Source organism: Variovorax sp. P4_B10 (assembly GCF_056402375.1).
Genome location: NZ_JBFUHN010000006.1, coordinates 27,616 through 51,528 on the forward strand (window position 1 = coordinate 27,616; position 23,913 = coordinate 51,528).

At 68.3% G+C, this 23,913-nt stretch carries 27 protein-coding genes; 16 read left to right on the plus strand and 11 right to left on the minus strand.

The annotated features are described in order from the left end of the window. Window positions 1–5: 5 nt before the first annotated feature. On the minus strand, window positions 6–983 hold the full coding sequence (locus tag AC1DXX_RS04805) for a formylglycine-generating enzyme family protein (protein ID WP_478133026.1): 978 nt from the start codon (window positions 981–983) through the stop codon (window positions 6–8). Between the two features lie 44 nt (window positions 984–1,027). Here AC1DXX_RS04805 and AC1DXX_RS04810 point away from each other — a divergent pair, with 44 nt between their 5' ends. Next, entirely contained in the window at window positions 1,028–2,314 is a 1,287-nt protein-coding gene (locus tag AC1DXX_RS04810; protein ID WP_478133027.1) for an RNA polymerase sigma factor, read from the plus strand. Between the two features lie 52 nt (window positions 2,315–2,366). Beyond that, window positions 2,367–3,974 (plus strand): M14 family metallopeptidase, encoded by a 1,608-nt coding sequence (locus AC1DXX_RS04815; RefSeq protein ID WP_478133028.1) that lies wholly within the window; start codon window positions 2,367–2,369, stop codon window positions 3,972–3,974. 13 nt (window positions 3,975–3,987) lie between these two features. Here AC1DXX_RS04815 and AC1DXX_RS04820 read toward each other — a convergent pair whose 3' ends face one another. From AC1DXX_RS04820 to purM, 5 genes are all read right to left on the minus strand, one after another. After that, the gene (locus AC1DXX_RS04820; protein ID WP_478133029.1) at window positions 3,988–4,995 is read right to left on the minus strand and encodes a GlxA family transcriptional regulator; all 1,008 of its coding nucleotides are present in this window, start codon (window positions 4,993–4,995) and stop codon (window positions 3,988–3,990) included. Continuing rightward, window positions 4,959–5,591 carry a DJ-1/PfpI family protein gene (locus AC1DXX_RS04825; RefSeq protein ID WP_478133030.1) on the minus strand — a complete coding sequence of 211 codons (633 nt, stop codon included), beginning with the start codon at window positions 5,589–5,591 and terminating at the stop codon, window positions 4,959–4,961. Before AC1DXX_RS04825 ends, AC1DXX_RS04820 begins: the two co-directional genes overlap by 37 nt. Next, on the minus strand, window positions 5,588–6,154 hold the full coding sequence (locus AC1DXX_RS04830; protein WP_478133031.1) for a cysteine hydrolase family protein: 567 nt from the start codon (window positions 6,152–6,154) through the stop codon (window positions 5,588–5,590). Before AC1DXX_RS04830 ends, AC1DXX_RS04825 begins: the two co-directional genes overlap by 4 nt. A gap of 123 nt (window positions 6,155–6,277) precedes the next feature. Then, window positions 6,278–7,363 carry an AI-2E family transporter gene (locus tag AC1DXX_RS04835; protein ID WP_478133032.1) on the minus strand — a complete coding sequence of 362 codons (1,086 nt, stop codon included), beginning with the start codon at window positions 7,361–7,363 and terminating at the stop codon, window positions 6,278–6,280. A 56-nt stretch (window positions 7,364–7,419) separates the two neighbouring features. Further along, the gene (gene purM, locus AC1DXX_RS04840; protein WP_478133033.1) at window positions 7,420–8,460 is read right to left on the minus strand and encodes a phosphoribosylformylglycinamidine cyclo-ligase; all 1,041 of its coding nucleotides are present in this window, start codon (window positions 8,458–8,460) and stop codon (window positions 7,420–7,422) included. 144 nt (window positions 8,461–8,604) lie between these two features. On the opposite strand from purM, the gene hda reads away from it, so the two are divergent. The 6 genes from hda to AC1DXX_RS04870 all read left to right on the plus strand — a co-directional run bounded on the left by hda (window position 8,605) and on the right by AC1DXX_RS04870 (window position 13,978). Further along, window positions 8,605–9,291, plus strand: a complete 687-nt coding sequence (hda, locus tag AC1DXX_RS04845) for a DnaA regulatory inactivator Hda (RefSeq protein WP_478133128.1) — start codon at window positions 8,605–8,607, stop codon at window positions 9,289–9,291. A gap of 18 nt (window positions 9,292–9,309) precedes the next feature. After that, complete coding sequence (gene pcnB, locus AC1DXX_RS04850) at window positions 9,310–10,932, plus strand: polynucleotide adenylyltransferase PcnB (protein ID WP_478133034.1); 1,623 nt, start codon at window positions 9,310–9,312, stop codon at window positions 10,930–10,932. After that, a complete protein-coding gene (gene folK / locus AC1DXX_RS04855; protein ID WP_478133035.1) occupies window positions 10,929–11,564 on the plus strand; it encodes a 2-amino-4-hydroxy-6-hydroxymethyldihydropteridine diphosphokinase in 636 nt (211 codons plus the stop codon). The genes pcnB and folK overlap by 4 nt, the downstream gene beginning before the upstream one ends. A 10-nt stretch (window positions 11,565–11,574) precedes the next feature. Continuing rightward, window positions 11,575–12,183, plus strand: a complete 609-nt coding sequence (locus AC1DXX_RS04860) for a trimeric intracellular cation channel family protein (RefSeq protein ID WP_478133036.1) — start codon at window positions 11,575–11,577, stop codon at window positions 12,181–12,183. 125 nt (window positions 12,184–12,308) lie between these two features. Continuing rightward, window positions 12,309–12,953 carry a DUF47 domain-containing protein gene (locus tag AC1DXX_RS04865; RefSeq protein ID WP_021006205.1) on the plus strand — a complete coding sequence of 215 codons (645 nt, stop codon included), beginning with the start codon at window positions 12,309–12,311 and terminating at the stop codon, window positions 12,951–12,953. Between the two features lie 14 nt (window positions 12,954–12,967). After that, the gene (locus AC1DXX_RS04870; RefSeq protein WP_478133037.1) at window positions 12,968–13,978 is read left to right on the plus strand and encodes an inorganic phosphate transporter; all 1,011 of its coding nucleotides are present in this window, start codon (window positions 12,968–12,970) and stop codon (window positions 13,976–13,978) included. A 3-nt stretch (window positions 13,979–13,981) separates the two neighbouring features. Here the strand turns inward: AC1DXX_RS04870 and AC1DXX_RS04875 are convergent, their stop codons facing one another. Together AC1DXX_RS04875 and AC1DXX_RS04880 are read right to left on the minus strand one after the other, a co-directional pair. Beyond that, the gene (locus AC1DXX_RS04875; protein ID WP_478133038.1) at window positions 13,982–14,428 is read right to left on the minus strand and encodes a hypothetical protein; all 447 of its coding nucleotides are present in this window, start codon (window positions 14,426–14,428) and stop codon (window positions 13,982–13,984) included. Continuing rightward, on the minus strand, window positions 14,425–14,949 hold the full coding sequence (locus AC1DXX_RS04880) for an N-acetyltransferase family protein (RefSeq protein ID WP_478133039.1): 525 nt from the start codon (window positions 14,947–14,949) through the stop codon (window positions 14,425–14,427). Before AC1DXX_RS04880 ends, AC1DXX_RS04875 begins: the two co-directional genes overlap by 4 nt. 183 nt (window positions 14,950–15,132) lie before the next feature. Between AC1DXX_RS04880 and rpsP the strand changes: the two genes are divergently transcribed. The 8 genes from rpsP (at window position 15,133) to AC1DXX_RS04920 (ending at window position 21,290) form a co-directional block, all read left to right on the plus strand. Further along, entirely contained in the window at window positions 15,133–15,396 is a 264-nt protein-coding gene (gene rpsP, locus AC1DXX_RS04885; RefSeq protein ID WP_013540078.1) for a 30S ribosomal protein S16, read from the plus strand. A 16-nt stretch (window positions 15,397–15,412) separates the two neighbouring features. Next, window positions 15,413–15,967, plus strand: coding sequence for a ribosome maturation factor RimM (gene rimM, locus AC1DXX_RS04890; RefSeq protein WP_478133040.1), 555 nt, complete (start codon window positions 15,413–15,415; stop codon window positions 15,965–15,967). Between the two features lie 16 nt (window positions 15,968–15,983). After that, window positions 15,984–16,730 (plus strand): tRNA (guanosine(37)-N1)-methyltransferase TrmD, encoded by a 747-nt coding sequence (gene trmD, locus AC1DXX_RS04895; RefSeq protein WP_478133041.1) that lies wholly within the window; start codon window positions 15,984–15,986, stop codon window positions 16,728–16,730. A 111-nt stretch (window positions 16,731–16,841) separates the two neighbouring features. Next, window positions 16,842–17,225: a 50S ribosomal protein L19 gene (gene rplS, locus AC1DXX_RS04900; protein WP_176658900.1), complete on the plus strand. Its 384-nt coding sequence runs from the start codon at window positions 16,842–16,844 to the stop codon at window positions 17,223–17,225. 148 nt (window positions 17,226–17,373) lie between these two features. Then, window positions 17,374–18,093: a CoA pyrophosphatase gene (locus AC1DXX_RS04905; protein ID WP_478133042.1), complete on the plus strand. Its 720-nt coding sequence runs from the start codon at window positions 17,374–17,376 to the stop codon at window positions 18,091–18,093. 41 nt (window positions 18,094–18,134) lie between these two features. Then, a complete protein-coding gene (locus AC1DXX_RS04910; RefSeq protein ID WP_478133043.1) occupies window positions 18,135–19,136 on the plus strand; it encodes a CobD/CbiB family protein in 1,002 nt (333 codons plus the stop codon). Window positions 19,137–19,155: 19 nt separating this feature from the next. After that, the gene (gene hisC / locus AC1DXX_RS04915) at window positions 19,156–20,247 is read left to right on the plus strand and encodes a histidinol-phosphate transaminase (RefSeq protein ID WP_478133044.1); all 1,092 of its coding nucleotides are present in this window, start codon (window positions 19,156–19,158) and stop codon (window positions 20,245–20,247) included. A gap of 14 nt (window positions 20,248–20,261) precedes the next feature. Beyond that, window positions 20,262–21,290, plus strand: coding sequence for a hypothetical protein (locus tag AC1DXX_RS04920; protein WP_478133045.1), 1,029 nt, complete (start codon window positions 20,262–20,264; stop codon window positions 21,288–21,290). Between the two features lie 6 nt (window positions 21,291–21,296). Here AC1DXX_RS04920 and rsgA read toward each other — a convergent pair whose 3' ends face one another. Genes rsgA through AC1DXX_RS04935 form a run of 3 tightly spaced genes read right to left on the minus strand, consistent with a single transcriptional unit; the run spans window position 21,297 to window position 23,904 of the window. Continuing rightward, the gene (rsgA, locus tag AC1DXX_RS04925) at window positions 21,297–22,247 is read right to left on the minus strand and encodes a ribosome small subunit-dependent GTPase A (protein WP_478133046.1); all 951 of its coding nucleotides are present in this window, start codon (window positions 22,245–22,247) and stop codon (window positions 21,297–21,299) included. Between the two features lie 12 nt (window positions 22,248–22,259). Next, window positions 22,260–22,610 carry a 4a-hydroxytetrahydrobiopterin dehydratase gene (locus AC1DXX_RS04930; protein WP_478133047.1) on the minus strand — a complete coding sequence of 117 codons (351 nt, stop codon included), beginning with the start codon at window positions 22,608–22,610 and terminating at the stop codon, window positions 22,260–22,262. Window positions 22,611–22,644: 34 nt separating this feature from the next. Further along, a complete protein-coding gene (locus tag AC1DXX_RS04935) occupies window positions 22,645–23,904 on the minus strand; it encodes a M48 family metallopeptidase (protein WP_478133048.1) in 1,260 nt (419 codons plus the stop codon). Between the last annotated feature and the right edge of the window lie 9 nt (window positions 23,905–23,913).

Genomic DNA, 23,913 nt, shown 5'->3' on the forward strand with positions numbered 1-23,913 from the left:
CCTGGCTAGTCTTCCCGAACCAGCCGGATGCCCACCAGCGTGTAGCGCGTGTCCGGCGCGTTCCAGTTGCGGTAGGAGGCCCGCGCATAGAAGGCCCAGGTGTGCCAGGAGCCGCCGCGGCGCACCCGCACCTCGCCTTCGGCCGGGCCCTGCGGGTCGTCGACCGGCGACCGGGCGTAGTATTCCTCGCCATGCCAGTCGGCCACCCACTCCCAGGCATTGCCGTGCATGTCGTAGAGCCCCCAGGCGTTCGGCGCGAAGCTGCCGACCGGGGCGGTGAATGCGTAGCCGTCATTGCCTTCCAGCGCCATCGGCTGCCAGCGCGGCCAGTACCGTGCGCTGTTCGCGTCGAACACGTTGGCCGCACGCAGCAGCGACTGCGGTTCGTCGCCCGAGCTGTAGCGGCTGCGGCTGCCGGCGCGGCAGGCGTACTCCCATTCGGCTTCGGTCGGCAGCCGGTAGCGGCGGCCCTCGGTCTTGCTGAGCCAGGCGGCCAGCGCCTGGGCGTCGTTCCAGGTCACGTTGACGACCGGATGATCGTCGCCCTGCGCAAAGCCCGGATCGCGCCACGAGTAGCGCGGGTCGCGGCCTTCGAAGGCGTCGCCGCGCTTCGTCCTGGCCGGGTCGTAGTCGGCGCGCCAGCCGTAGCCGCCGGTGCCGTCGGCCACCGATTCGGGCACGTAGCCCGAGGCTTCGACGAAGCGCCGGAACTGGCCGACCGTCACCTCGTGCCGGCCCATCCAGAAGGACCGGGTGATGCGCACCCGGTGAACCGGCCTCTCGTCGCCGAGTTTCGCGAAGCGCGTCGCGGGCAGCTGCGGATAGGCGCGCGCCAGCGACTCGGGCGCCTCGTCGCTGCCCATCAGGAACTCGCCGGCCGGCAGTTTGACGAAGGCCATGCCGAGGCTGTTGCGTTCTTCCTCGGCGGCCTGGGCGCCGCCCAGGACGAGGGTCAGGATCAGGGTCAGGAGGCACCGTTTCATGGGCGAATGCTATCCCGTCCTTTGGGCGGGGAGGACGCGGACACATGAGCGGCGGCAAGGACCAGGCGGCGATTCACCGGGCCATCGAGGCGGTCTGGCGGATCGAATCCGCGAAGATCATCGCCACCGTCGCGCGCATGGTGCGCGACGTGGGCGTGGCCGAGGAACTGGCCCAGGACGCGCTCGTTTCGGCCCTCGAGCAATGGCCCGGCGCCGGCGTGCCCGACAACCCCGCCGCGTGGCTCACGCAAGTGGCCAAGCACCGCGCCCTCGACCGCCTGCGCCACGGCCAGCTGGCCGAGCGCAAGGCGCCCGAGATCGGCCGCGAACTCGATGCGCAGCACGAGATGGCGCAGGCCGACTTCGCCGAAGCGGTCGATGCCGCCATCGACGACGACATCGGCGACGACCTGCTGCGGCTGGTCTTCACCGCCTGCCACCCGGTGCTCTCGACCGAGGCGCGCGTCGCCCTCACGCTGCGCCTGATGGGCGGCCTCACGACCGACGAGATCGCCCGTGCCTTCCTCGTGCCCGAAGCCACCGTGGCGCAGCGCATCGTGCGTGCCAAGCGCACCCTGCTCGAAGCGCGCGTGCCCTTCGAGGTGCCGCGCCGGCACGAGCTCGAAGCGCGGCTCGCCTCGGTGCTCGAGGTGCTCTACCTGATCTTCAACGAAGGCTATTCGGCCACCGCGGGCGACGACTGGATGCGCCCCGCGCTCTGCGACGAGGCCATGCGCCTCGGCCGCATCGTGGCCGAACTGGTGCCCGACGCGTCGGAGGTGCACGGCCTCGTGGCGCTGATGGAAATCCAGGCCTCCCGCACCGCCGCGCGCGTGGGCGCCTTGGGCGAACCGGTGCTGCTGCTCGAACAGAACCGCGCGCGCTGGGACCAGATGCTGATCCGGCGCGGCCTGGCCGGGCTGGCGCGCGCGGAAGCGCTCGGCGGTGCGCTGGGGCCCTATGCCTTGCAGGCGGCCATCGCCGCCTGCCACGGCCGCGCGCGCACCGCCGGGGAAACCGACTGGCCGCGCATTGCCGCGCTCTACGACGCGCTGGCCGAACTGTCGCCGTCGCCCATCGTCGAACTCAATCGCGCCGTGGCGCTTTCGATGGCTTTCGGGCCGGCCGCCGGACTCGAGGTGGTCGACGCGCTCGTGGGCGAGCCGGCGCTGCAGGGCTACCACCTGCTGCCGACAGTGCGCGGCGACCTGCTTTTCAAGCTCGGCCGCCGTGACGAGGCGCGCAAGGAATTCCAGCGTGCCGCCGCGCTCACGCGCAACATGCGCGAGCAGACGCTGCTGCTGGCACGCGCGGAAGCCTGCACTGTCTGAGCTGAACGACACCCGAGGCCGCCCGAGGCTGGGCGAGCGGAAAATGCGCGCCATGCTTCGCAACGCCTCCACCCGTTTCCTGTGCGCCTTTGGCTTGGCCCTGCTTGCTGCAGCGCCGGCACAGGCCCAGTTCGATCCCGCCAAGGTGTGGGTCGAGCCACCCGCCGTCGCGGCGCGCTTTCCCGATCCGGCCGCGAGCTACGCCACGCCGGGCTTTCGCGCCGGCCGCACCGACTTCCCCTCGCACGCCGAGGTGCTCGCCTTCCTCGACGAACTGGCGCGCCAGTCGCCCAACGTGCGCGTCGAGCGCCTGGGCCCATCGCAGCAGGGGCGCGAGATGCCGCTGGTGCTGCTCGCCGACCAGGGGCGCTTCGATCCGTCGCGTCCCACCGTGATGGTGATCGGCCAGCAGCACGGCAACGAGCCCGCAGGTGGCGAGGCGGTGCTGGCGCTGGCACAGCAGTTCGCGAGCGGGCCGAACGCCGCGCTGCTGCAGAAGGTGAACCTGGTGCTGGTGCCGCGCGGCAATCCCGATGGCGCCGAACACTTCATCCGCGTCACCGCCAACGGCATCGACGTGAACCGCGACCATTTGCTGCTGCGCACGCCCGAGGCGCGGCTGCTTGCAGCCGCCACCTTGCGCTTCCGGCCGCAGGTGGTGCTCGATCTGCACGAGTTCACCGTCGGCGGCCGCTGGATCGACAAGTTCGACGCGGTCATGAAATACGACGGCCTGCTGCAACCCGCCACCGTGGGCAACCTCGATGCCGCCATTGCCGCGAGCGCGCAGCGCGACTACGTCGATGCGGTGCAGGCCGCGTTCGCGCGCGAAGGGCTGCAAGGCTTCAAGTACCACACCACGGCCGCCGGCAAGGCCAGCGACCGCGCGGTGTCGATGGGCGGCGTGCAGCCCGACACCGGCCGCAACGTGAGCGCGCTGCGCCAGTCCGTGAGCCTGCTGCTCGAAGTGCGCGGCGTGGGGCTCGGGCGCGCACACTTCGCGCGACGCGTGCACACGCAGGTGCTGGCCGCCACCACCGTCATCGAGACGGCGGCGCGGCAAGGGCCGGCGCTGATGCAGCTCGTCGCCCAGGCCGGCCAGCGCGCGAAAGACGAGGCCTGCCACGGCGATCTCGTGGTCGAGGCCTGGCAGACGCCGGCACGGCAGCGCCTCGACTTCCTGGACGCGAAGAGCGGCGAGGAGCGCAGCATCGATGTCGACTGGCGCTCGGCCGATCCGTTGAAGATCGTCAATGCGCGCTCGCGTCCGTGCGGCTACCTGCTGGCCGCCAGCGAGGCGCAGGCCGTGCAGCGTTTGCAGATGCTCGGCGTGCGTGTGGAGCGCATCGGCAACGCGGCCCCCTGGCCGGTGGAGCGTTACGAAATCCTTTCGCAGAGCGATGGCCAGCGCCAGGATGCGCGGGGCGCCATCGAGGACGGCGAGGCGATCCGCGCCTTCAAGGTGCGGCCGCGCACGGGGCGTGCGGTGGTGCCGCCAGGCAGCTTCTACGTGTCGCTCGCACAACCCTTGTCGCCGCTCGTCAGCGCCGCGCTGGAGCCCGATTCGCAGAACAGCTATGCGGCCAATCGCTTGCTCGACATCGGTGACGACCGCGTGCTGCGCGTGCCCGGCCCGGTGCCTTCAGGCGTCTGGCATTGATGGCGACGATCCGCTACGGCCATGCCTTGGACAGCGGCGTGGCATCCGAAGGCGAGCCGGGCAATCCGAACTGATGCCACGCCCGGCGCAGTTGCGTGTCGGAGCCGAAGCCCGACAGCTCCGCCGCCCGCGTGACGCTCGCACCCGAGGCCAGCGCCAGCTGTGCGGCCGCGAGCCGCAATCGCCGCAGATAGGCCAGCGGCGCAACGCCCGCGTGCTCGACGAAGAGCCGCGTGAGATGCCGTGCCGAGGTATGGGCCACGTCTGCCATCCGCGGCACGCTCCAGTCGGCTTGCGGCTGTTCGCTGACGGCGTCCTGCACGCGATGCAGCGCGGCGTGCAGGTGGTTGCGGTGGGCGAGAAAGGGCGAGAGCTCCGGATCGTGCGGGCCGCGCCGCAGTGCCACCACCATCGTCTGCGCCACCTGGGCAGCGAGCGCTTCGCCGCAGGTTTCGGCAATGCGGTGCAGCACGAGGTCGATGCCGGTCGTGACGCCCGCACTGCTGTAGAGCGGCGGATCGATCACGAACACGCGGTTGCTCACCACGTCGCAGCGCGGTTCCACCGCGCGCAGTTCGTCGAGGTGATGGTGGTGCGTGGTGGCGCGTCGCCCTGCGAGCGCACCGGCATGCGCCGCGAGCACCGCGCCGGCGCAGATGGTGACCAGCTCGACGCGGCCGCGCTCGAAGCGCTGGCCGCGCAGCCAGTGCAGCAGGTCCTGTGCTTCGGGGTTGTCGATGGCAATGGTGTTGCCGGGCAGGCCGACGAGCACCACCCAGGCCGGGCCGTTCCACTGCGTGGGCAAGGGCGCGAGCCCGGCGAGCGCGACGCCGACCGAGGCCATGGAGGTCGGCCGCGGGCTCGCGAACTCGATCGCGAAGCGCTCGGGCTGGCCCGCTGCCTGCAGCCGCTGGTTTGCGATGCGCAGCGCTTCGGCCGGCCCGGCCCAGTCGAGCACCAGGCTGCCGGGCAGCAGCACGAAGACTACGCGGATGGGTTGCTGCTGCTGTCGTGGGTCCATGCGTAGTCCATCTGGCGCGCGGTGCGCTCGGCCAGTGCGCGGCCCGCGAGTCGCTCGACCAGATGCAGGCTCATGTCGATGCCCGCGCTGATGCCTGCGGAGCTGACGATGCGGCCGGTGTCGACCCAGCGCACGCCTTCGCGCACGTCGAGCTGCGGGAACTGCTCGCGCAGGTCGGCGATGTCTTCCCAGTGCGTCGTGACGGCTTCCTGCGTCACGACACCGCTCTTCGCGAGCAGGAAGACACCGGTGCAGACCGATGCGATCACCTGCGCGCCGGCCGCGCAATCGGCGATCCAGCGCAGGGTTTCGGAACTCGCCATCGGCACATCGACCACGCCGCCGGGGACGATCAGCACGTCGGCCATCGGGTTGCCCGTGACCGCGTGATCGGCCAGCRATTGCAGGCCCGCGCGCGCCTGCACGGGCTGGCCATCCGGCGCATGCGCCACCGATGCGACTTCGAACGGCGCCGTCGTGCCCGGCTGCATGCGCTGGCTGACCCGGCTCGCGGTGGTGAACACCTCGAACGGGCCGGCGAAGTCCAGCGCCTCGACACCGTCGTAGGCCAGGATCAGCACGCGCAATGCGCTCATGCTGCCGCGCCCGCGCGTTCGAGCGCCTGCGCCACGCTGCAGACCGTGGCGAAGCGGCCGGCCAGCACGGTCGCCGTGCGCGCCTTGATGTCGGCGGCGGAAAGGGGGCGGCCGTCGGGCTGCACCATGTCGAAGGTCAGCGTGGCGTCGGTCACGTAGTCGACCTCCCAGCCCAGGTCCGAGGCATGGCGCGTGGTGGTTTCGCAGCACTGCTCGGTGCGGATGCCGCTCACGATCAGCCGGCCGATGCCGTTTTCGGTGAGCCAGATGTCGAGCCCGCTGTTGACCAGCGCGCTGTGGCGGTGCTTGGTGAAGGTGGCCGTGGCCTCGAACGGCGCGAGCCCGTCGATGGGGTGGACGTGGCCCGACTCGACCGCAAAGGGGTTGCTCGCGTCGCTCGGCGCGTCGACGTGGAAGATGCGCACGATCGGCACGCCGGCCGCGGCGGCGCCTTCGATCAGCGCGTTCTGGGCGGCGAGGTAGGGCGTCGCGAGGCTTTCGTTCCAGTACGCGCGCTGGCGGAACGATTCCTGGGCGTCGATCACTATCAGACAGGTTTTCATGGTGGCGGCGGGCTCGCAGGGCGGAGTGGATGATGCCGCCTATTCTTCTGCGCCGCCAGCCTCCGGTCCGTGCCGAAGCGGACCAGAACCGATCAGATCAGGACATCATCGTCCTGCAGTCTGTCAGACCAGCGCCGCAGCCTGAAGCTCTTTTTTCAGGTACGCGTAGTACAGCGGCGCCGCCACCAGCCCTGCCGGCCCGAACACCGCCTCGGCCACGAACATCACCGCGAGCAGCTCCCACACGCTCATCTGCGTGCGGGCGCCGACCACCTTGGCGTTGATCACGTACTCGGCCTTGTGGATCACGATCAGGAAGACCAGGCAGGCCAGTGCCGTGACCGGCGACACCGACAGGCCGACGAGCGTGATCACCGAATTGCAGACCAGGTTGCCCACGATCGGCACCAGCCCGGCCAGGAAGGTGAGGGTGATGAGCGCCGGCGTGTACGGCAGGTGCGCCCCCCACAGCGGCATCAGGAACAGCAGGAAGATGGCGGTGAGCAGCGTGTTGAAGGCCGCGATCCAGAACTGGGCCGCCACGATCTGGCCGAAGGCCTCGCCGAAGGTCTGCACCCGCTGGTGCAACTGCTCGGCCAGCGGCTTGCGCCGCAGCGGCACGGCCGCCACGGCGGCCAGGCTGCCGACGATCAGCCCCACATAGGAAAAGAGCAGACCGTGCAGCCAGGCGCGCCCCGCCATGGCGAGCGAACCGGCCTGCGCGCGCAGGTAGTTGGCGATCACGCGCTGGATCTCGGCCGCGCCTTCGGGCAGATAGGTCGCAATGTCGGCCGGCAGCTTGGAGCGCAGTTCGAGCACGGTGCGGGCCGTGTAGTCGAGCAGTTCGCGGTACTGGTCGGGCGCGTCGACGATGTACTCGCGCGCCTGCGACAGCAGCAGCGTCAGCAGGCCGATCGGGCCCAGCAGCACCACGACCACCGCCAGCACGCCCGCCCAGCCGCCGGCGCGCGTGCGCATCGGCGGAATGCGCCACAGACCCTTTTCGAGCACGCGCGCGAACCGGCGCGTGACCAGGAAGCCGATGCACACGCAGATCAGTCCCGGCAGCAGGTGCTCCCACATCACAAGCATCAGGGCGCCCAGCATCAGCAGGTAGCTGGCGACCATCACGCCGCGCGAGGCCGTGGTCCGGACGATGGAAGCCGCGGGTGCGGCGGCGGTGACGATGGGTTGCGGCTTCTTGGCCATCCGGGGGGCGGGTGCGCTGCTCGGGTGCTTGAGGTGGAGGGCAGAACCGTCGGCGATCAGCCGACGACCACCGCGGCGCCTTCTCCGCGCTTGGCGATGACGCCGATCTCGTGCACCTTTTCACCCGCGGCGCGCAGCGTGGCGGCGCAGGCGGCGGCTTCGGCCGCGTCGATCACCACCACCATGCCGATGCCGTTGTTGAAGGTGCGGTTCATCTCGATGTCGTCGATGCCGGCCACCTTCTGCAGCCAGGCAAAGAGCTCGGTCTGCGGCCAACTGCCCTTTTTGAGGTGGGCGGCGGTGCCTTCGGGCAGCACGCGGGGAATGTTCTCGAGCAGGCCGCCGCCGGTGATGTGGGCCAGCGCCTTGATCGGGTGCTTGGCCAGCGCCTCGAGCACCGGCTTCACGTAGAGGTGGGTGGGCTCCATCACGGCTTCGCGGAAAGCCTTGCCGTCAAGGGTGGCTGGCAGGTCGGCACCCGCCCGTTCGATCACCTTGCGCACCAGGCTGAAGCCGTTGGAATGCACGCCGGCCGAGGCCAGGCCGAGCACCACGTCGCCGGGCTTCACGTTCTGGCCGGTGAGGATCTTCGACTTTTCGACCGCGCCGACCGCGAAACCGGCCAGGTCGTACTCGCCGGCCGGGTACATGCCGGGCATCTCGGCGGTTTCGCCGCCGATCAGCGCGCAACCCGAGAGCTCGCAGCCGCGGGCGATGCCGCCGACCACGGCCGCGGCCGTGTCCACGTCCAGCTTGCCGCAGGCGAAGTAGTCGAGGAAGAACAGGGGTTCGGCGCCCTGCACCAGCACGTCGTTGACGCTCATGGCCACGAGGTCGATGCCGACCGTGTCGTGCATGTTCCACTCGAAAGCCAGCTTGAGCTTGGTGCCCACGCCGTCGGTGCCGCTCACCAGAACGGGCTCCTTGTAGCGCTTGGGCACCTCGAACAGTGCGCCGAAGCCGCCGATGCCGGCCAGCACGCCTTCGCGCATGGTCTTCTTGGCGAGGGGCTTGATGCGGTCGACCAGCGCGTCGCCGGCATCGATATCGACACCGGCATCCTTGTAGCTGAGCGGGGTGGGCGTAGGGGAGGTCATGGGTGTGCGAAAGCGAAGAAGAGGCGACGGAAGGGGCCGGGAAGAGGCGAGGTGGTTGGGGCGCCGGCAACCGAAGCGGCCGGGCCGATAGAATTCCCGTTGATTTTAAGGGCCCCAGCGGCCCCCTCCATGAACCTTCCCGGGATGAAACAGCTCGCGCTCGATATCGGCATTGCGACGGGCCCCAGCTTCGACGCCTTTTTTGCCGGCCCCAACGAGGCGGCGCTGCGCCACCTGCAAGTGTGGGTGGGCGGCGCCGGCAGCCCTGCGCTGCACTCGCCGGTGCCGACCTACCTGTGGGGCGAAGGCGGCAGTGGCAAGACCCATCTGCTCGAATCGGTGCGTGTCGCACTGCGCGAGCAGGGCGCGAGCGTGGGCTGGCTGCATGCCGGCCTGCTGGAGCCGCCCGAGTTCGACGAGCGCTGGGGCGCCGTTCTGCTCGACGACGTGCACCTCTACACCGCCGTGCAGCAGCACGCGGCCTTCAACTGGTTCGTCAACGCCCAGACCCTGCAGCGCGGCGTGGTGGCCGCCGGCGCCTTGCCGCCGGCCGACCTGCCGCTGCGCGAAGACCTGCGCACCCGCCTCGGCTGGGGCCATGTGTTCCACCTGCAGGTGCTGAGCGAGAGCGAACGCCGCGCGGTGCTGCGCCAGGCGGCAGACGCGCGCGGCGTGATGCTGTCGGACGACGTGCTCGACTACATGCTGCACCGCTTCAGCCGCGACCTCGGCAGCCTGATGGAGCTGCTGACGCAGCTCGACGGCTATGCCTTGCAGACCCAACGCGCGATCACGATCCCGTTGATCCGATCCATGCTCGAAAACGAATAAGAAGAGCTTTCACAACCAATGATCAAGAAATTCATCGACAAGCTGCTGGGCAAATCCGCCGGCGGCGCACAGGGCAAGAGCCGCTTCGGCAAGCGCCAGGAGGTGCCGGCAGAGGTTCACAAGATCGATCCGGCCCTGGTCGACGAACGCGCGAAGAACGTGGTCACCACGCTCCAGCAGGCGGGGTACGAGGCGTACGTGGTGGGCGGCGCGGTGCGCGACCTGCTGCTGGGCCTGCGGCCCAAGGACTTCGACGTGGCCACCAACGCCACGCCCGAGCAGGTCAAGTCGCTGTTCCGCCGAGCCTTCATCATCGGGCGGCGTTTTCGCATCGTGCACGTGGTGTACGGCCGCGGCCGCGAGCACGAGGTGATCGAGGTCTCGACCTTCCGCGCCTACATGGACAACGCCGCCGCCGAACAGGTGGCCGGCAACGAACGCACCAGCAAGGGCGAGCTCGCGAGCATGAAGCACGCGGTGGACGCCAGCGGCCGCGTGCTGCGCGACAACGTCTGGGGTCCGCAGGAGGAAGACGCGGCGCGCCGCGATTTCACCGTCAACGCCATGTACTACGACCCGGCCAACCAGGTCGTGGTCGACTATCACAACGGCATCAAGGACGCGCAGAAGCTCACGCTGCGCATGATCGGCGACCCGGTCACGCGCTACCGCGAAGACCCGGTGCGCATCATTCGCGCGATCCGTTTCTCGGCCAAGCTCGCGGCCCTCGGCTTCAAGATGGAAGCCAAGACCGCCGCGCCGCTGATCGAATCGAGCAAGCTGCTGGCCGACGTGCCGCAAAGCCGCATGTTCGATGAAATGCTCAAGTTGTTGCAGACCGGCCATGCCATTGCAACGGTCGAGCAGTTGCGCAAGCTGGGGCTTGCCACCGGCATCTATCCGCTGCTCGACGTGGTGGTCGAGCGCGCTGACCAGCCATTCGTGAAGGCGGCCCTGCAGGACACCGACCGCCGCGTCGGCGAAGGCAAGCCCGTGGCGCCCAGCTTCCTGCTGGCCTGCGTGCTCTGGGCCGACGTGCGCGACGGCTGGGCCCAGCGTCAGGAAGGCCGCCACGGCCAGCGTCCGCAGCCGCCGTTCCCGGCGCTGCAGGATGCGATCGACGACGTGTTCAATTCACGCATCGGCGATGTGTCGGGCCGCGGCAAGCTGGCCGCCGACATGCGCGAGATCTGGATGATGCAGCCGCGCTTCGACAAGCGCACCGGCTCCACGCCCTACAGCCTGGTCGACCAGGCGCGCTTCCGCGCCGCCTTCGACTTCATGCGCCTGCGCGCCGACGTGGGCGAGGTCGGCGAGGCAATCGCCGAGTGGTGGCAGGAGTTCAGCACCGCCGACGACGTGCGCCGGCAAGACCTGCTGGAGCAGGTGCGCGACGAGCAGAAGACCCGGCAGCGCGTGCGCACGCGCGATCCGGTGCCGCCGAAGCCTCGCAGCGAGCCGGCGGTCGCGCGCCAGCGCCAGGGCGAGCCCGATTCGCAGCAGGACGAGGAAGAGGCCGAAGTCGAGGCCGGCGCCGTGCCGCCCGATGGCGAGGTCGCGGCGCCGCGCAAGCGCCGCCGTCGCCGGAAACCGCGCACCGGCGGTGGTGGTGAGGGCGGCGGGAGCGCCGCAGGCGAATGAGCGCCCCCAACCGGCCGAAGGACGGCAAGAGCAGCAAGGGCCAGCCCCCGTCGCGTGGCGGCCCCGCCAAACCCAAGAGCGGCCCGCCTGCACGGCGCGCTCCCGGCAGCCGGCCTTCGGGCAAGGTGGACTCCGGCAGTCCGGCGGCGCGCCGCACGCGGGAGGACTACCCGACCGTGCAGGCCTTCGTCGCCATCGGCGCCAACCTCGGCGACGCCCAGGCGGCCGTGAAAGCGGCCATGGATGCCATCGGCACCATCGAGCGGACCACGGTCACGGCGCGCTCGTCGCTCTACCAGAGTGCCCCGATCGAATCCTCCGGGCCGGACTACATCAATGCCGTCGTGGCCGTCAGAACCGGCCTGACCGCCGAGGCCTTTCTCACCGAACTGCAGCTGCTCGAGGAACAGGCCGGCCGCGAGCGGCCGTTCCCCAATGCGCCGCGCACGCTCGACCTCGACCTGCTGATGCACGGCAATTCGATCAAGGACACGCCCGCGCTGACGCTGCCGCACCCCCGCATGCGCGATCGCGCCTTCGTGATCAAGCCGCTGGCCGAGATCGCCCCCGACAAGGTGCCCCGCGCGGCGCTCGCCCGCGTTTCCGGCCAGACCATCCAAAGACTGCGCTGACCGGGCGGCCATGCTGCTGTACGTGCTCGATCTCGCCGGCGTTGCCGTGTTCGCGGTCAGCGGCGTGCTGGCGGCGGGCCACGCGGGGCTCGACTGGCTGGGTGTGGTGGTGATCGCCTCCGTCACGGCCGTGGGCGGCGGCACCTTGCGCGACCTGCTGCTCAGCCGGCATCCGGTGTTCTGGATCCGCGACGGGCGCTATGTGTACGTGATCCTGGCGGCGACCGCGGCCGGCATCGCCTGGGTGCATTTCGTGCCGTTGCCTGAGCACGCCCTGGCCTTGGCCGATGCGCTGGGACTGGGGCTTTTTGCCATCACCGGCGCGCAGATCGCCGAAGAGCGGCGCCTGCCGGTCGTCATCGTGACGTTGATCGGAACCATGACCGGTGCAGCCGGCGGCCTGCTGCGCGACGTGTTCACCGCCCGCGTTCCGCTGCTGCTGAGCAGCGGCATCTACGGTTCCGCCGCCATCGCGGGCATCGCCGCCTACCTGCTGCTGCAGGCCGCCGGAACGCCGCGGCGCTGGGCTTTTCATGCGGGCGTGCTGCTGATCGTGGCGCTCCGGATGGGCGGCATCTACGGCGGCTGGCACCTGCCGGTGCTGCGTTTGCCGGGTTGAATTGCGGGCGTCCCGGTGGCCTCGAAAAGCTGGTCCGGCCGGGTCGGACCCGCGCGCCCGTTAAACTTCGCCGGTTTTTCATGAAGGCGTCATGAAATTGTGATTGACGCACCCCAGGAGTTTCCATGTTCGGCAAGCTGCTGCCCCGCGAGGGCAATTTCTTCGAGATGTTCAACCAGCACGCCGAGCGCATCGTGGAGGCGGCGAGGGCTTTCGAGCAACTCGTCGCCAACTACAACGACGTGCACCTGCGCGAGCAGTACAACCGCGACGTCGACAACGCCGAGCGGGCCGCCGATCGCGTGACGCACGATGTCAACCGGCTGATCCACAAGACCTTCATCACGCCCATCGACCGCGAGCAGATCCACAAGCTCATCAACACGATGGACGACGTGGCCGACCTGATCCAGGACTCGGCCGAGACCATGGCGCTGTACGACGTGCGCCACATGACCGACGAGATCGTGCGCCTCACGGCCCTCAGCGTGAAGTGCTGCGACCGCCTGAAGGACGCCGTCAAGTTCCTCGGCAAGATCGCCGACCCTGCCGTGGCCGAGGCCACGCTCAAGACCTGCGAGGAAATCGACCGCCTCGAATCGGATGCCGACCGCGTGATGCGCAGCGCCATGAGCAAGCTGTTCCGCGAGGAGCCCGATGTGCGCGAGGTGATCAAGCTGAAGGCGATCTACGAGCTGCTCGAGACGATCACCGACAAGTGCGAGGACGTGGCCAACGTGATCGAGGGCATCGTCCTCGAGAATTCCTGAGCGGGTAGCGATCGATGGCAACGGTTCAGGTCGCCCTCTGGGTGGTGATGGTGCTGGTCGCGCTGGCGATCCTGTTCGACTTCATGAATGGCTTTCACGACGCGGCGAACTCGATCGCGACCGTGGTGTCGACTGGCGTGCTCAAGCCAGGCCACGCCGTGCTGTTCGCGGCCTTCTTCAACCTGGTCGCGATCTTCATCTTCCACCTGAGCGTGGCGGCGACGGTCGGCAAGGGCATTGCCCAACCCGGCGTGGTCGATGTGCATGTGGTCTTCGGCGCGCTCGTGGGCGCCATCAGCTGGAACCTGGTGACCTGGTACTACGGCATTCCGAGCAGCTCGTCGCACGCGCTGATCGGCGGCATCGTGGGCGCCGTGATCGCCAAGACTGGCACCGGCGGCCTGGTGGCTGCCGGCATCTGGAAGACCGTGGCGTTCATCTTCGTCTCGCCGTTTCTCGGATTCCTGCTGGGCTCGATGATGATGGTGCTGGTGGCCTGGGGCTTCCGGCGCGCCACGCCCTCGCGCGTGGACCGCTGGTTCCGGCGGCTGCAGCTGGTTTCGGCCGGTGCCTACAGTCTGGGCCATGGCGGCAACGACGCGCAGAAGACCATCGGCATCATCTGGATGCTGCTGATCGCCACCGGCTATGCCTCCGCCAGCGACGCGAGCCCGCCCACCTGGACCATCGTGAGCTGCTATGCCGCGATTGCGCTGGGCACCATGTTCGGCGGCTGGCGCATCGTGAAGACCATGGGCCAGAAGATCACCAAGCTCAAACCCGTGGGCGGCTTCTGCGCCGAAACCGGCGGTGCGCTCACGCTGTTCCTCGCCACTGCGCTGGGCATCCCCGTGTCGACCACCCACACCATCACCGGCGCGATCGTCGGCGTGGGCTCCGCACAGCGTGCCAGCGCCGTGCGCTGGGGCGTGGCGGGCAACATCGTCTGGGCCTGGATCTTCACGATTCCCGCTTCGGCCTTCGTGGCCGCGATCGCCTATTGGCTCAGCCTGCAGATTTTCTGACGGCTACTGCGAAATCTTCCGCCCCTCTTCGATCTGGTGTTCGAAGTAGCGCTGGAAGCTGAACACGATGCTGGCCATCAGGATCGTGCTGCCGAAGAAGAGCGACAGCACCACGGCGCCGATCGTGAACCAGTTCGTCTGCCCCGGTGCGGCATCCGCCGGCGCGCCGGCGTTGAAGCGGGCATTCCACTTCTCGGGCGTCGTCAGGCCATAGACGATGGCCGTCAGCGCGCAGCCTGCGATGGTGAAGCCCAGCAGCGGAATCAGCGCCCAGCTCAGCCCGTCGTCCACGCCGTACATGCGCACGCGCTCGATGCCGTAGAGGCCGAGCGCCGTCGGAATGGGCAGCAGCCAGCCCAGCCAGTCGCCCATGCCGCGCAGATAGAAGCGGTGCAGCCCGAGCGGGCCACCGAGGAAGGAGAGCCACGCTGCGGTAGTTTTGTTTTTCATTCGGGTTTGGTTGTGCTGCCTTCGCCGAGCACCTTTTCCATCAGGACCACGTCGCGCCATTCGCCGAACTTCCAGCCGCAGTCCTTGAGCACGCCCACGTGCGTGAAGCCCTGGCTGCGATGCACGCCGACGGAGCCTGCGTTGGCCGAATCGCCGATCACCGCGATCAGCTTGCGAACGCCGGCCGCTTCGGCGGCCTGCGTGAGGGCCGCCAGCAGGCGGGCGCCGAGGCCCCTGCCGCGCGCCGCTTCCGACATGTAGATCGAGTCTTCCGCCGAAAAACGGTAGGCCGGGCGTGGCTTGAACCAGTTGCAGTAGGCAAAACCCAGAACTTCGCCGTTTTCTTCGGCGACCAGGTACGGCAGGTTCTTGCCGAGCACGTCGGCACGGCGCGCGGCCATGTCTGCAGGGGAGGGCGCCTCGGTCTCGAAGGTGCCCGTGCCATGCAGCACATGGTGGGCGTAGATGGCCGTGATGGCCGCGACGTCTTCGTCGCGGCTGGGGCGAATGGTGAGGGTCATGCAGTGGAAAAGAGACGGTGCGGGGCCGAAAATTCGGAGAAAACGCGGAGCGGGCTATAATCGCAGGCTTTTCAGCGTGTCGCTGGCCGGGTGGCCATGTCGCGTGTCTCGACGCTGGAAGAACATTGTGACCGGGCCTTCTCATCGAGAGAGTCGGCTTGTTGCACCACCCAAGGATAAATCATGGTCGTCATTCGACTCTCCCGCGGCGGCTCCAAAGGCCGTCCGTTCTTCAACATCGTCGTGTCGGACAAGCGCGTTCGCCGCGATGGCCGCTTCATCGAGCGTCTGGGTTTCTACAACCCGACCGCCAAGGAAAACGAAGAAAGCATCCGCATTGCCCAGGATCGCCTGACCTACTGGAAGAGCGTTGGCGCGCAAGCCTCGCCCACGGTCCTTCGCCTGATCAAGCAAGCCGCTGCTGCGGCCCCCAAGGCGGCGGCCTAAGCCGTCCAGCACGGCGATGTTGCCCGCACTCGAAGCCGCCGAATTGCCGGCGGATGCGATCGAGGTAGGACGCATCGCCGATGCATGGGGCATCAAGGGCTGGTTCAAGGTCCTGCCCCACAGCGCCCGGCCCGAGGCGCTTTTTTCTTCCAAGCGCTGGTTCCTGCAGGCTCCCGGAGCCTCTGCGAACGCCGCTTTCAGGCTCGCGATCCGCGAAGCCAAAGAACATTCCGACTGCATCGTCGCCTCGTCCGAGGATGTGCCCGACCGCAATGCGGCCGAGGCCCTGCGTGGCGCGCGCGTGTTCGTGCCGCGCTCGAGCTTCCCGACCGCCGGCGATGACGAGTACTACTGGGTCGACCTGATCGGCCTGTCGGTCGTCAACCGCGAAGGCGTGACGCTCGGCACGGTGCGCGAACTGCTCGCGACCGGTCCGCAGACCACGCTGGTGCTCACCGCCGAAGAAGACGGCAAGACCGTCGAGCGGATGGTGCCTTTCGTCTCGGTCTTCGTCGACAAGGTCGACCTGCCCGCCCGTCTCATCACGGTCGACTGGCAACCCGATTTCTGATCCGGGGCTCGCGCGCATGCGCTTCGACGTCCTCACGCTCTTTCCCGAACTGTTCGCACCCTTCATGGCCAGCGGCGTGACGCGCCGCGCCTACGAGTCGAAGCAGGTCGAGGTCGTGCTCTGGAATCCCCGCGATTTCGCGCAGGGCAACTACAAGCGCGTGGACGACCGGCCCTTCGGCGGTGGCCCCGGCATGGTCATGATGGCCGAGCCGTTGGCGGCCTGCCTCGATGCGGCGCTGGCCGCGCGCGGGGCGCAGGCGCCGGTCGTGTTGTTTTCGCCCATTGGCGAGGCGCTGCGCCACGAAGCGGTCGAGAAGTGGTCGGCCAGCGAAGGCGCGGTGCTGGTCTGCGGCCGCTACGAAGGCATCGACCAACGATTTATCGACACGCGCGTCACCCACCAGATCAGTCTCGGCGACTTCGTCCTTTCCGGTGGCGAGATCGCCGCCATGGCGCTGCTCGATGCCGTGGCCCGGCTGCAGCCGGGCGTGCTCGGCGACGAGGCCAGCCATGTGCAGGACAGCTTCAACCCTGCGCTCGACGGCCTGCTCGATTGCCCGCACTACACCCGGCCCGAGCAGTGGAACGGGCAGGGTGTTCCGGCGCCGTTGCTTTCGGGACACCATGCGCAGATCGAGCGCTGGCGCCGCGACCAGCGGCTGGCCATGACGGCCGCCCGGCGCCCCGACCTGATCGACGCCGCCCGTGCGGCCGGCCGACTGGATGCGGCCGACGAGAAGACGCTGAAAAAAAAGCTATAATCCTCGGTTCCCCGATCCTCTGTCCGGCCGCGCCTGGCCTTTTGCCTCCCTCGGGAGCAGAAACCAACGGCGCCTTTTGTGCAGCCCGGCACGATCGACTATCAGGAAATCATGAACCTCATTGAAACCCTCGAGCAGGAAGAAATCGCCCGCCTCGGCAAGAAGATCCCCGATTTCATGCCCGGTGACACGGTCATCGTCAGCGTGAGCGTCGTCGAAGGCACCCGCAAGCGCGTGCAGGCCTACGAAGGCGTCGTGATCGCCAAGCGCAATCGCGGCCTCAACAGCGGCTTCACCGTGCGCAAGATCTCCAGCGGCGAAGGCGTGGAGCGTACGTTCCAGACCTACAGCCCGCTGATCGCCGGCATCGAAGTCAAGCGCCGTGGCGATGTGCGCCGCGCCAAGCTGTACTACCTGCGCGACCGCAGCGGCCGTTCGGCACGTATCAAGGAAAAGCTGCCGGGCAAGTCGCAGGCAGCATCGGCCGCCAAGTAAGCCGTCTTCCTGCAGTGCAAAAAGCCGCCGTTCTGGCGGCTTTTTGCGTTGGTCCCGTGCATTGCCGTGCGCCAAAAGACAGCACCGCATTTTTACGCTCTACTCCCTCACTGGCTTTCCTCATCTCTTGACCACCTCCGCCCTCCCCATGCAGCCCGCTCCCGTCGACCCCGTCAATGCCGTGGTGCCCCCCACGCTGCTGCCGATCGACCCGCGAAAAGCACCGGCGGTCGGCGGTGGCGACGGTCTGCCTGCGGTGGCCGCCGCGCAATTGACGGCGCAGGCCTTGCGCAAGCGCTTTGCCACGCCGCCCGCCTGGACGCCCGAACTGCGACGCGAGCCGCGGATGACCGACCGGGCACCGGCACAGGCGGCCGTGCTCGTGCCCATCGTCCAGCGCCCGCAGGGGGCGACCGTGCTGCTGACCGAGCGCACGACGCACCTGTCGACCCATTCGGGGCAGGTCGCGTTTCCGGGCGGCCGTGTCGACCCCGAGGATGCCAACATCGCGGCCGCTGCCTTGCGCGAGGCCTGGGAAGAAGTCGGTCTCTCGGCGCGGTACATCGAAGTGCTCGGCAGCCTGCCGACCTACACCACGGTCACTTCATTCATCGTGACGCCGGTGGTTGCACTGGTGCGGCCCGATTTCGAACTCACCATCAACCCCTACGAAGTGGCGCTTGCCTTCGAGGTGCCGCTGGCCTGGCTGATGGACCCGGCCAACCACCGCCGCCACACCGTGCCCGCCCCCGATGGCACCCAGCGCGAGTGGTATTCGATGCCCTACCAGGACGGCACCGACGAGCGCTTCGTCTGGGGCGCCACGGCCGGCATGCTGCGCAATCTCTACCGTTTCCTGAGCGCCTGAATCCCGCCTGAACCTTCAGGCTCTGTCGCTATCATCGAAGGATGAGCTTCTTTGCCATCCTGTGCGCGTTGCTGATCGAGCAGGTGAGGCCGCTGGGCCCTCGCAACCCTGTGTATGCCAGCGTTTTTTCGTGGACGCGCTGGACCAGCCGCAACTTCGATGCGGGCAAGCCTCATCACGGATGGATCGCCTGGGGCCTCGCGGTGTTCGTGCCCACGCTCGTGGCGCTCGGCGTGCACTGGCTGCTGGTGCTCACGCTCGGCCTGCCGTTCGCGGTGCTCTGGAGCGTTGCGGTGCTCTACGTCACCCTCGGCTTCCGGCAGTTCAGCCATCACTTCACCGACATCCGCGATGCGCTCGACGAGGGCGACGAGCCGCTCGCGCGCTCGCTGCTCGCACACTGGCAGGGCGTCGATGCAGCCGAACTGCCGCGCAGCGAGATCGTGCGCCATGTGATCGAGCATTCGGTCATCGCCGCGCATCGCCATGTGTTCGGCGTGCTGGCGTGGTTCTCCGTGATTGCTGCCATCGGCCTGGGGCCAGCCGGCGCGGTGTTCTATCGCATGAGCGAGTTCGTTGCGCGCTACTGGGCTCACAAGAACGGCGCCGCGGTGCAGCCTTCGAGCGTCTCGGTGCAGCATGCCGCCGAGCGCGCCTGGCACGGCATCGACTGGCTGCCCGCACGCATCACGGCCCTGGGCTTCGCGGTGGTCGGCAGCTTCGAGGAGGCCATCGACTGCTGGCGCAATGACGCACGGCGCTTCCCGAACGAGAACGACGGCGTGATCCTGGCGGCCACCTCCGGCGCGGTCAACGTGCGCCTGGGTGGCGGTTCGCTGAGCCCGATTCCGATCGCCGATCCCCTGCCGCGCGCCCAGGCCGGCGAATCGTTCGCCGACGGACGCAGGCCCGACAGCGGCAGCACGCCGGGACGCGAGCCCGAGCCCGGCCACCTGCGCAGCGTGGTCGGCCTGGTCTGGCGCTCGGTCGTGATGTGGATGGTGCTGCTGGCATTGCTCACCCTCGCTCGCCTGCTGGGCTGACGAGCGGCCGCGGAACACCATGACCATCCCAGTACCGGCTTTCTGGAGCCCGCGCATCGGCGCGCTCGAACCCTACGTGCCCGGCGAACAGCCGCGCATCGCCAACCTCGTCAAGCTCAACACCAACGAGAACCCGTACCCGCCGTCGCCGCACGCCGTCGATGCGATCCAGCAGGCGGCTGCGAATGGCCTGGAGCGATACCCGGACCCTACCTCGCTCGCGCTGCGTGAAGCGGTCGCACGGCGGCACGGCCTGAAGGCCGATCAGGTTTTCGCGGGCAACGGATCGGACGAGGTGCTGGCGCATGCCTTCTTTGCCTTCTTCCAGCAGGCCGAGCCCTTGCTGATGCCCGACGTGAGCTACAGCTTCTACAAGGTCTATGCCCAGCTCTACGGCATTGCCTGCGAGCTGCTGCCGGTCGATGAAGCCTTGCGCATCGATGTCGAGGCCATCGCGGCCCGCGCGCGCAGCGGCTGCGCAGGCATCGTGATCGCCAATCCGAATGCGCCTACCGGCATCGGACTGCCGCTGCAACGCATCGAACAGCTGCTCGCCTCCTGCCCCGGCCGCGTGGTGCTGGTGGACGAGGCGTACGTCGATTTCGGCGGCGAAAGCGCGCTGCCGCTGATCGACAGGTACCCGAACCTGCTCGTGGTGCAGACCCTCTCCAAATCGCGCTCGCTGGCCGGCCTGCGGGTCGGCTTTGCCTGCGGCCAGCAGCACCTGATCGAGGCGCTCGTGCGCGTCAAGGACAGCTTCAATTCCTACCCGCTCGACCGCCTCGCCGCGGCGGGCGCAGTGGCAGCGCTCGAGGACGAGGCCTGGTTCGAGACCACCCGCGACAAGGTCGTCGACACGCGCGAGGGGCTCAATCTCCAGCTCGAAGACCTGGGCTTCGAAGTGCTGCCCTCGCAGGCCAACTTCGTGTTCGCGCGCCATCCGGAGCGCGACGCAGCCGAACTGGCGGCCCTGCTGCGCGAGCGCGCGGTGCTGGTGCGCCATTTCAGGCAGCCGCGCATTGCGCAGTACCTGCGCATCAGCATCGGCTCCCGTGAGCAGTGCAGCACGCTGGTGCTGCGCCTGCAGGAAATCCTGACGCCGACATCATGAAGGAGGCCTCGTCGATGACGACCCGCAACGCCGATCCGCGCGCCGCCGCCTGTGCTGCCTTCTGGCAGGCCGTGAGCACCCAGCTCGAGAGCCTGCGCGTCTTGCCGGCCCGCGAGCTGGTGGAAGCGCTGAACGAGCTGCTGGAGCCCTTCTTTCCGCGGCTGGCCGCCGAGGTGCTGGGCGATCCACCGGCCTTCAGGCTCGTGCTGACGGCGCACGGTTCCGCGGAAGATTTCGAGGATCTCATGGCGCTGGTGCAGAGCGCCCCCTCGCTGCCCCAGGTCGAGGTGGAAGCCTTCCGGCAGCGCATGCGCGACGGCTTCAGCATGCGCATGAACGACTTCGAGCTGGCGAGCTCCGACGTTCTCGTGAAGCATGAGCCCTGCGATGGATTGGTGGCGCTGGAGATCGGCTTTGCCAAGCCCATTCCGATGGACATGCAGGATCACGCGCGCCACATGAGCCTGATCATGCTCGACCACATCCTGGGCGAGTACGACTTCGCGGTGAAGGTCGGTCCGGTCGATCATGTCGAGGCTGGCGAAGGCGCTTCTTCTTTCGACGGCCTGCCGCTCGACGACTTCGTGCCGGTGTTCGACGCCTGCTGGCGCGACGAACTCGGCCACACCGGCGTGTTTCCCGCGGGCGAGCATTCCTGGTCCGGCATGACCGCCACGCGCGAGGCCGAAGACGGCAGCGAGATCGAGATGGTCGTGATGCGCAACGATGCGGCCAATGCGCTGCTGGCGCGCGCCGACCTGTCCCATCGCCTCTCGGCGGCCGTTCCGGTCGAATCGGGCGAGGCGCTGGAGCAGGCGCGCAGCTACGAAGACCGGCTGACGGCGCTGCTGCAAAAACACGAGGAAGGCTGCTGCACGCACGTCGTGCTGGAGCAGGGCATTCGCACCGTCAGCTATCAGGTGGCCGACCCGGCCATTGCACTGGCGCATGCGCGCTCGCTCGAAGCGGACGCGGGCTTGCCGGTCACGCTCGACGTGGCCTTCGAGCCCGACTGGAAGGCGTACAGGGTCTGGCTCGACTGAGCAGCCTCAGTAGCGCGTCTGGCTCAGCTCGGCGAACAGCTCGCCGTAGATCTTGTAGCGCGACGCACTGATCGGGCCTGCGTGGGTCGGCGATTCGACGTTCGAGATCACCCCGCAGCCGGGTTCGTGCAGGTGCGTGCAGTTGTAGAACTTGCAGTCCCCGGTGTGCTCGGCAATGTCGGGCATCAACCCGGCGAGCTGCATCGGCTCGATGTGGTTCAGGCCGAATTCCTGGAAGCCCGGCGAGTCGATCAGGCCGGTGGTGCGCGCTTCGTCGATCCAGTACCAGGTGGTGCTCGTGGTCGTGTGCTTGCCTGAATTCAGCGCCTGCGAAATCTCCTGGGTCAGCACGGTCGCGCCCGGCACCAGCAGGTTGGTCAGGGTGCTCTTGCCCGAGCCGGAGGGGCCGAGCACGAGGGTCGACTTGCCGGAGAGCAGCTTCATCAACGACGCGTAGTCCGCCTCGCCGGATGCCTTGAGCGAGAGCGGCAGCACGCCGTGGTGCATGCGGCGGTAGGGCGCCAGCTTGTTCCAGGCGCGTTCGAAGGGCTCGACCAGGTCGCTCTTGTTGAGGGCGATGATCGGCGTGATGCGTTCGGCCTCCGCCGCGATCAGTGCGCGCGCCAGCTGATGCTCGGAGAACTCCGGCTCGGCCGCGATCAGGATCAGCACATGGTCGAGGTTGGCCGCGAACGACTTGGTGCGGATCTCGTCCTGCCGGTAGAAGAGGTTGCGCCGCGGCAGCACCTCTTCGATGGTGCCTTCGTCCTCGGTGGCCTGCCAGCGCACGCGGTCGCCGACCACGGCCTGGCTCTTCTTGCCGCGCGGGTGGCAGATCAGCCGCTCGCCGGTGGGCGTCTCGACGAGGCAGTGACGCCCGTGGCTGGCAACGACGAGGCCGTCGTGAAGTGTCCGCGCGGCAGCCGCTGCGGGAGCGGCGCGGCCCGGCTTAGCCAAGGGCGTGTTCCCTCACGGTGCGGGGCTCGCAACCAGCGCGTCGGCCTGCCGCGCGCAATCGAAGTCGGTGACCGAGAGGCCGGCCACGTCGTGCGTGTTGAAGCGCACCACGCAGCGGTTGTAGTGCACCGAGAGGTCGGGATGATGGTCCTGCGTGTGCGCCACGAAAGCCAATGCGTTCACGAAGGCGATGGTCTCGAAGTAGTTGGCGAAGGTGAAGGTCTTCTCGATGGCGACGTCGGCGCCGTCGCCGGTGAGCTTCCAGCCGTCGAGCTTGGCGAGGCCGGACACGATCTCGGTGGCACTCAGTGCGTGACGGGGGGGGGTGTTTTTCCAGTCCTTGGGTTTGAACATGCTGCTCATGATGGGCTTCGCAGAAAAGGTGGGTCGATGATGGTCACGCCGCGGTCATGCGCGCAAGGCGCTCGGAGGCGGGCGGGTGGGAGTAATAGAACTTGACGAACACCGGGTCGGGCGTGAGCGTCGACGCGTTGTCCTGGTAGAGCTTGAGCAGGGCGGCGGAAAGATCGGCGCCGCTGGTCTGCGCCACGGCATAGGCATCGGCCTCGAACTCGTGCTTGCGCGACAGGCGTGCCGGCAACGGTGCGACGAAGAAGCCGAACACCGGCACGGCGAGCATGAACAGCAGCAATGCGAGCGCGCTGTTGGGCGCCGTCATGTTGGGCTGCACGCCGAGGCCCGTGTAGAACCAGACCTGGGTCGAGACCCAGCCCAGCAGGGCGAAGCCGGCGAGGCTCAGCGCGAACATCGCGATCAGCCGCTTCACGATGTGGCGGTGCTTGAAGTGGCCGAGTTCGTGCGCGAGCACGGCCTCCACTTCGCCGGCATTGAGCTGGCGCAGCAGCGTGTCGTAGAACACCACGCGCTTGCTCGCGCCGAAGCCGGTGAAGTACGCGTTTGCATGGGCGCTGCGGGTGCTGCCGTCCATCACGAACAGGCCCTTGGCTGCGAAGCCGCAGCGCTTCATCAGCGCCGTCACGCGCGCCTTGAGCGTCGGGTCGTCGAGCGGCTTGAACTTGTTGAACAGCGGCGCGATGAAGGTCGGGTAGATCAGCATCAACAGCAGGTTGAACCCCATCCACGCGGCCCAGGCCCAGAGCCACCAGAGCGTGCCGGCCGCGCCCATGAGCCACAGGATCAGCGCCGCAATCGGCAAGCCGATCAGCGCGCCGAGCAAGGTCGACTTGACGGTATCGGCCAGCCAGAGCTTCCAGGTCATCTTGTTGAAGCCGAAGCGCTCTTCGAGCCGGAAGGTCTGCCACAGCGTGAACGGCAGTTCGAGCAGTCCGCCGATCACCGCGAAGGCGGCCAGCAGCGCCAGCTGCTGCACCATGCCGCCGCCCATCCACAGCAGCAGCAGCCTGTTCAGCACGTCGAGCCCGCCAAGCAGCGTCCAGCCCAGCAGCAACGCCGTGCTCCAGGCCATCTCGACCAGGCCGAAGCGTGCCTTGGCGATGGTGTAGTCGGCTGCCTTCTGGTGGGCTGCGAGCGTGATGGTCTGCGCGAAAGCTTCCGGCACGGCGCCGCGGTGCTGCGCCACATGGCGCACCTGCCGGGAAGCCAGCCAGAACTTCACGAGCAGGCCCGCAACGAGCGCAGCCGCGAAAGCAATGGTGAAGATGAGCGAATAGGACATGGAGCGGCG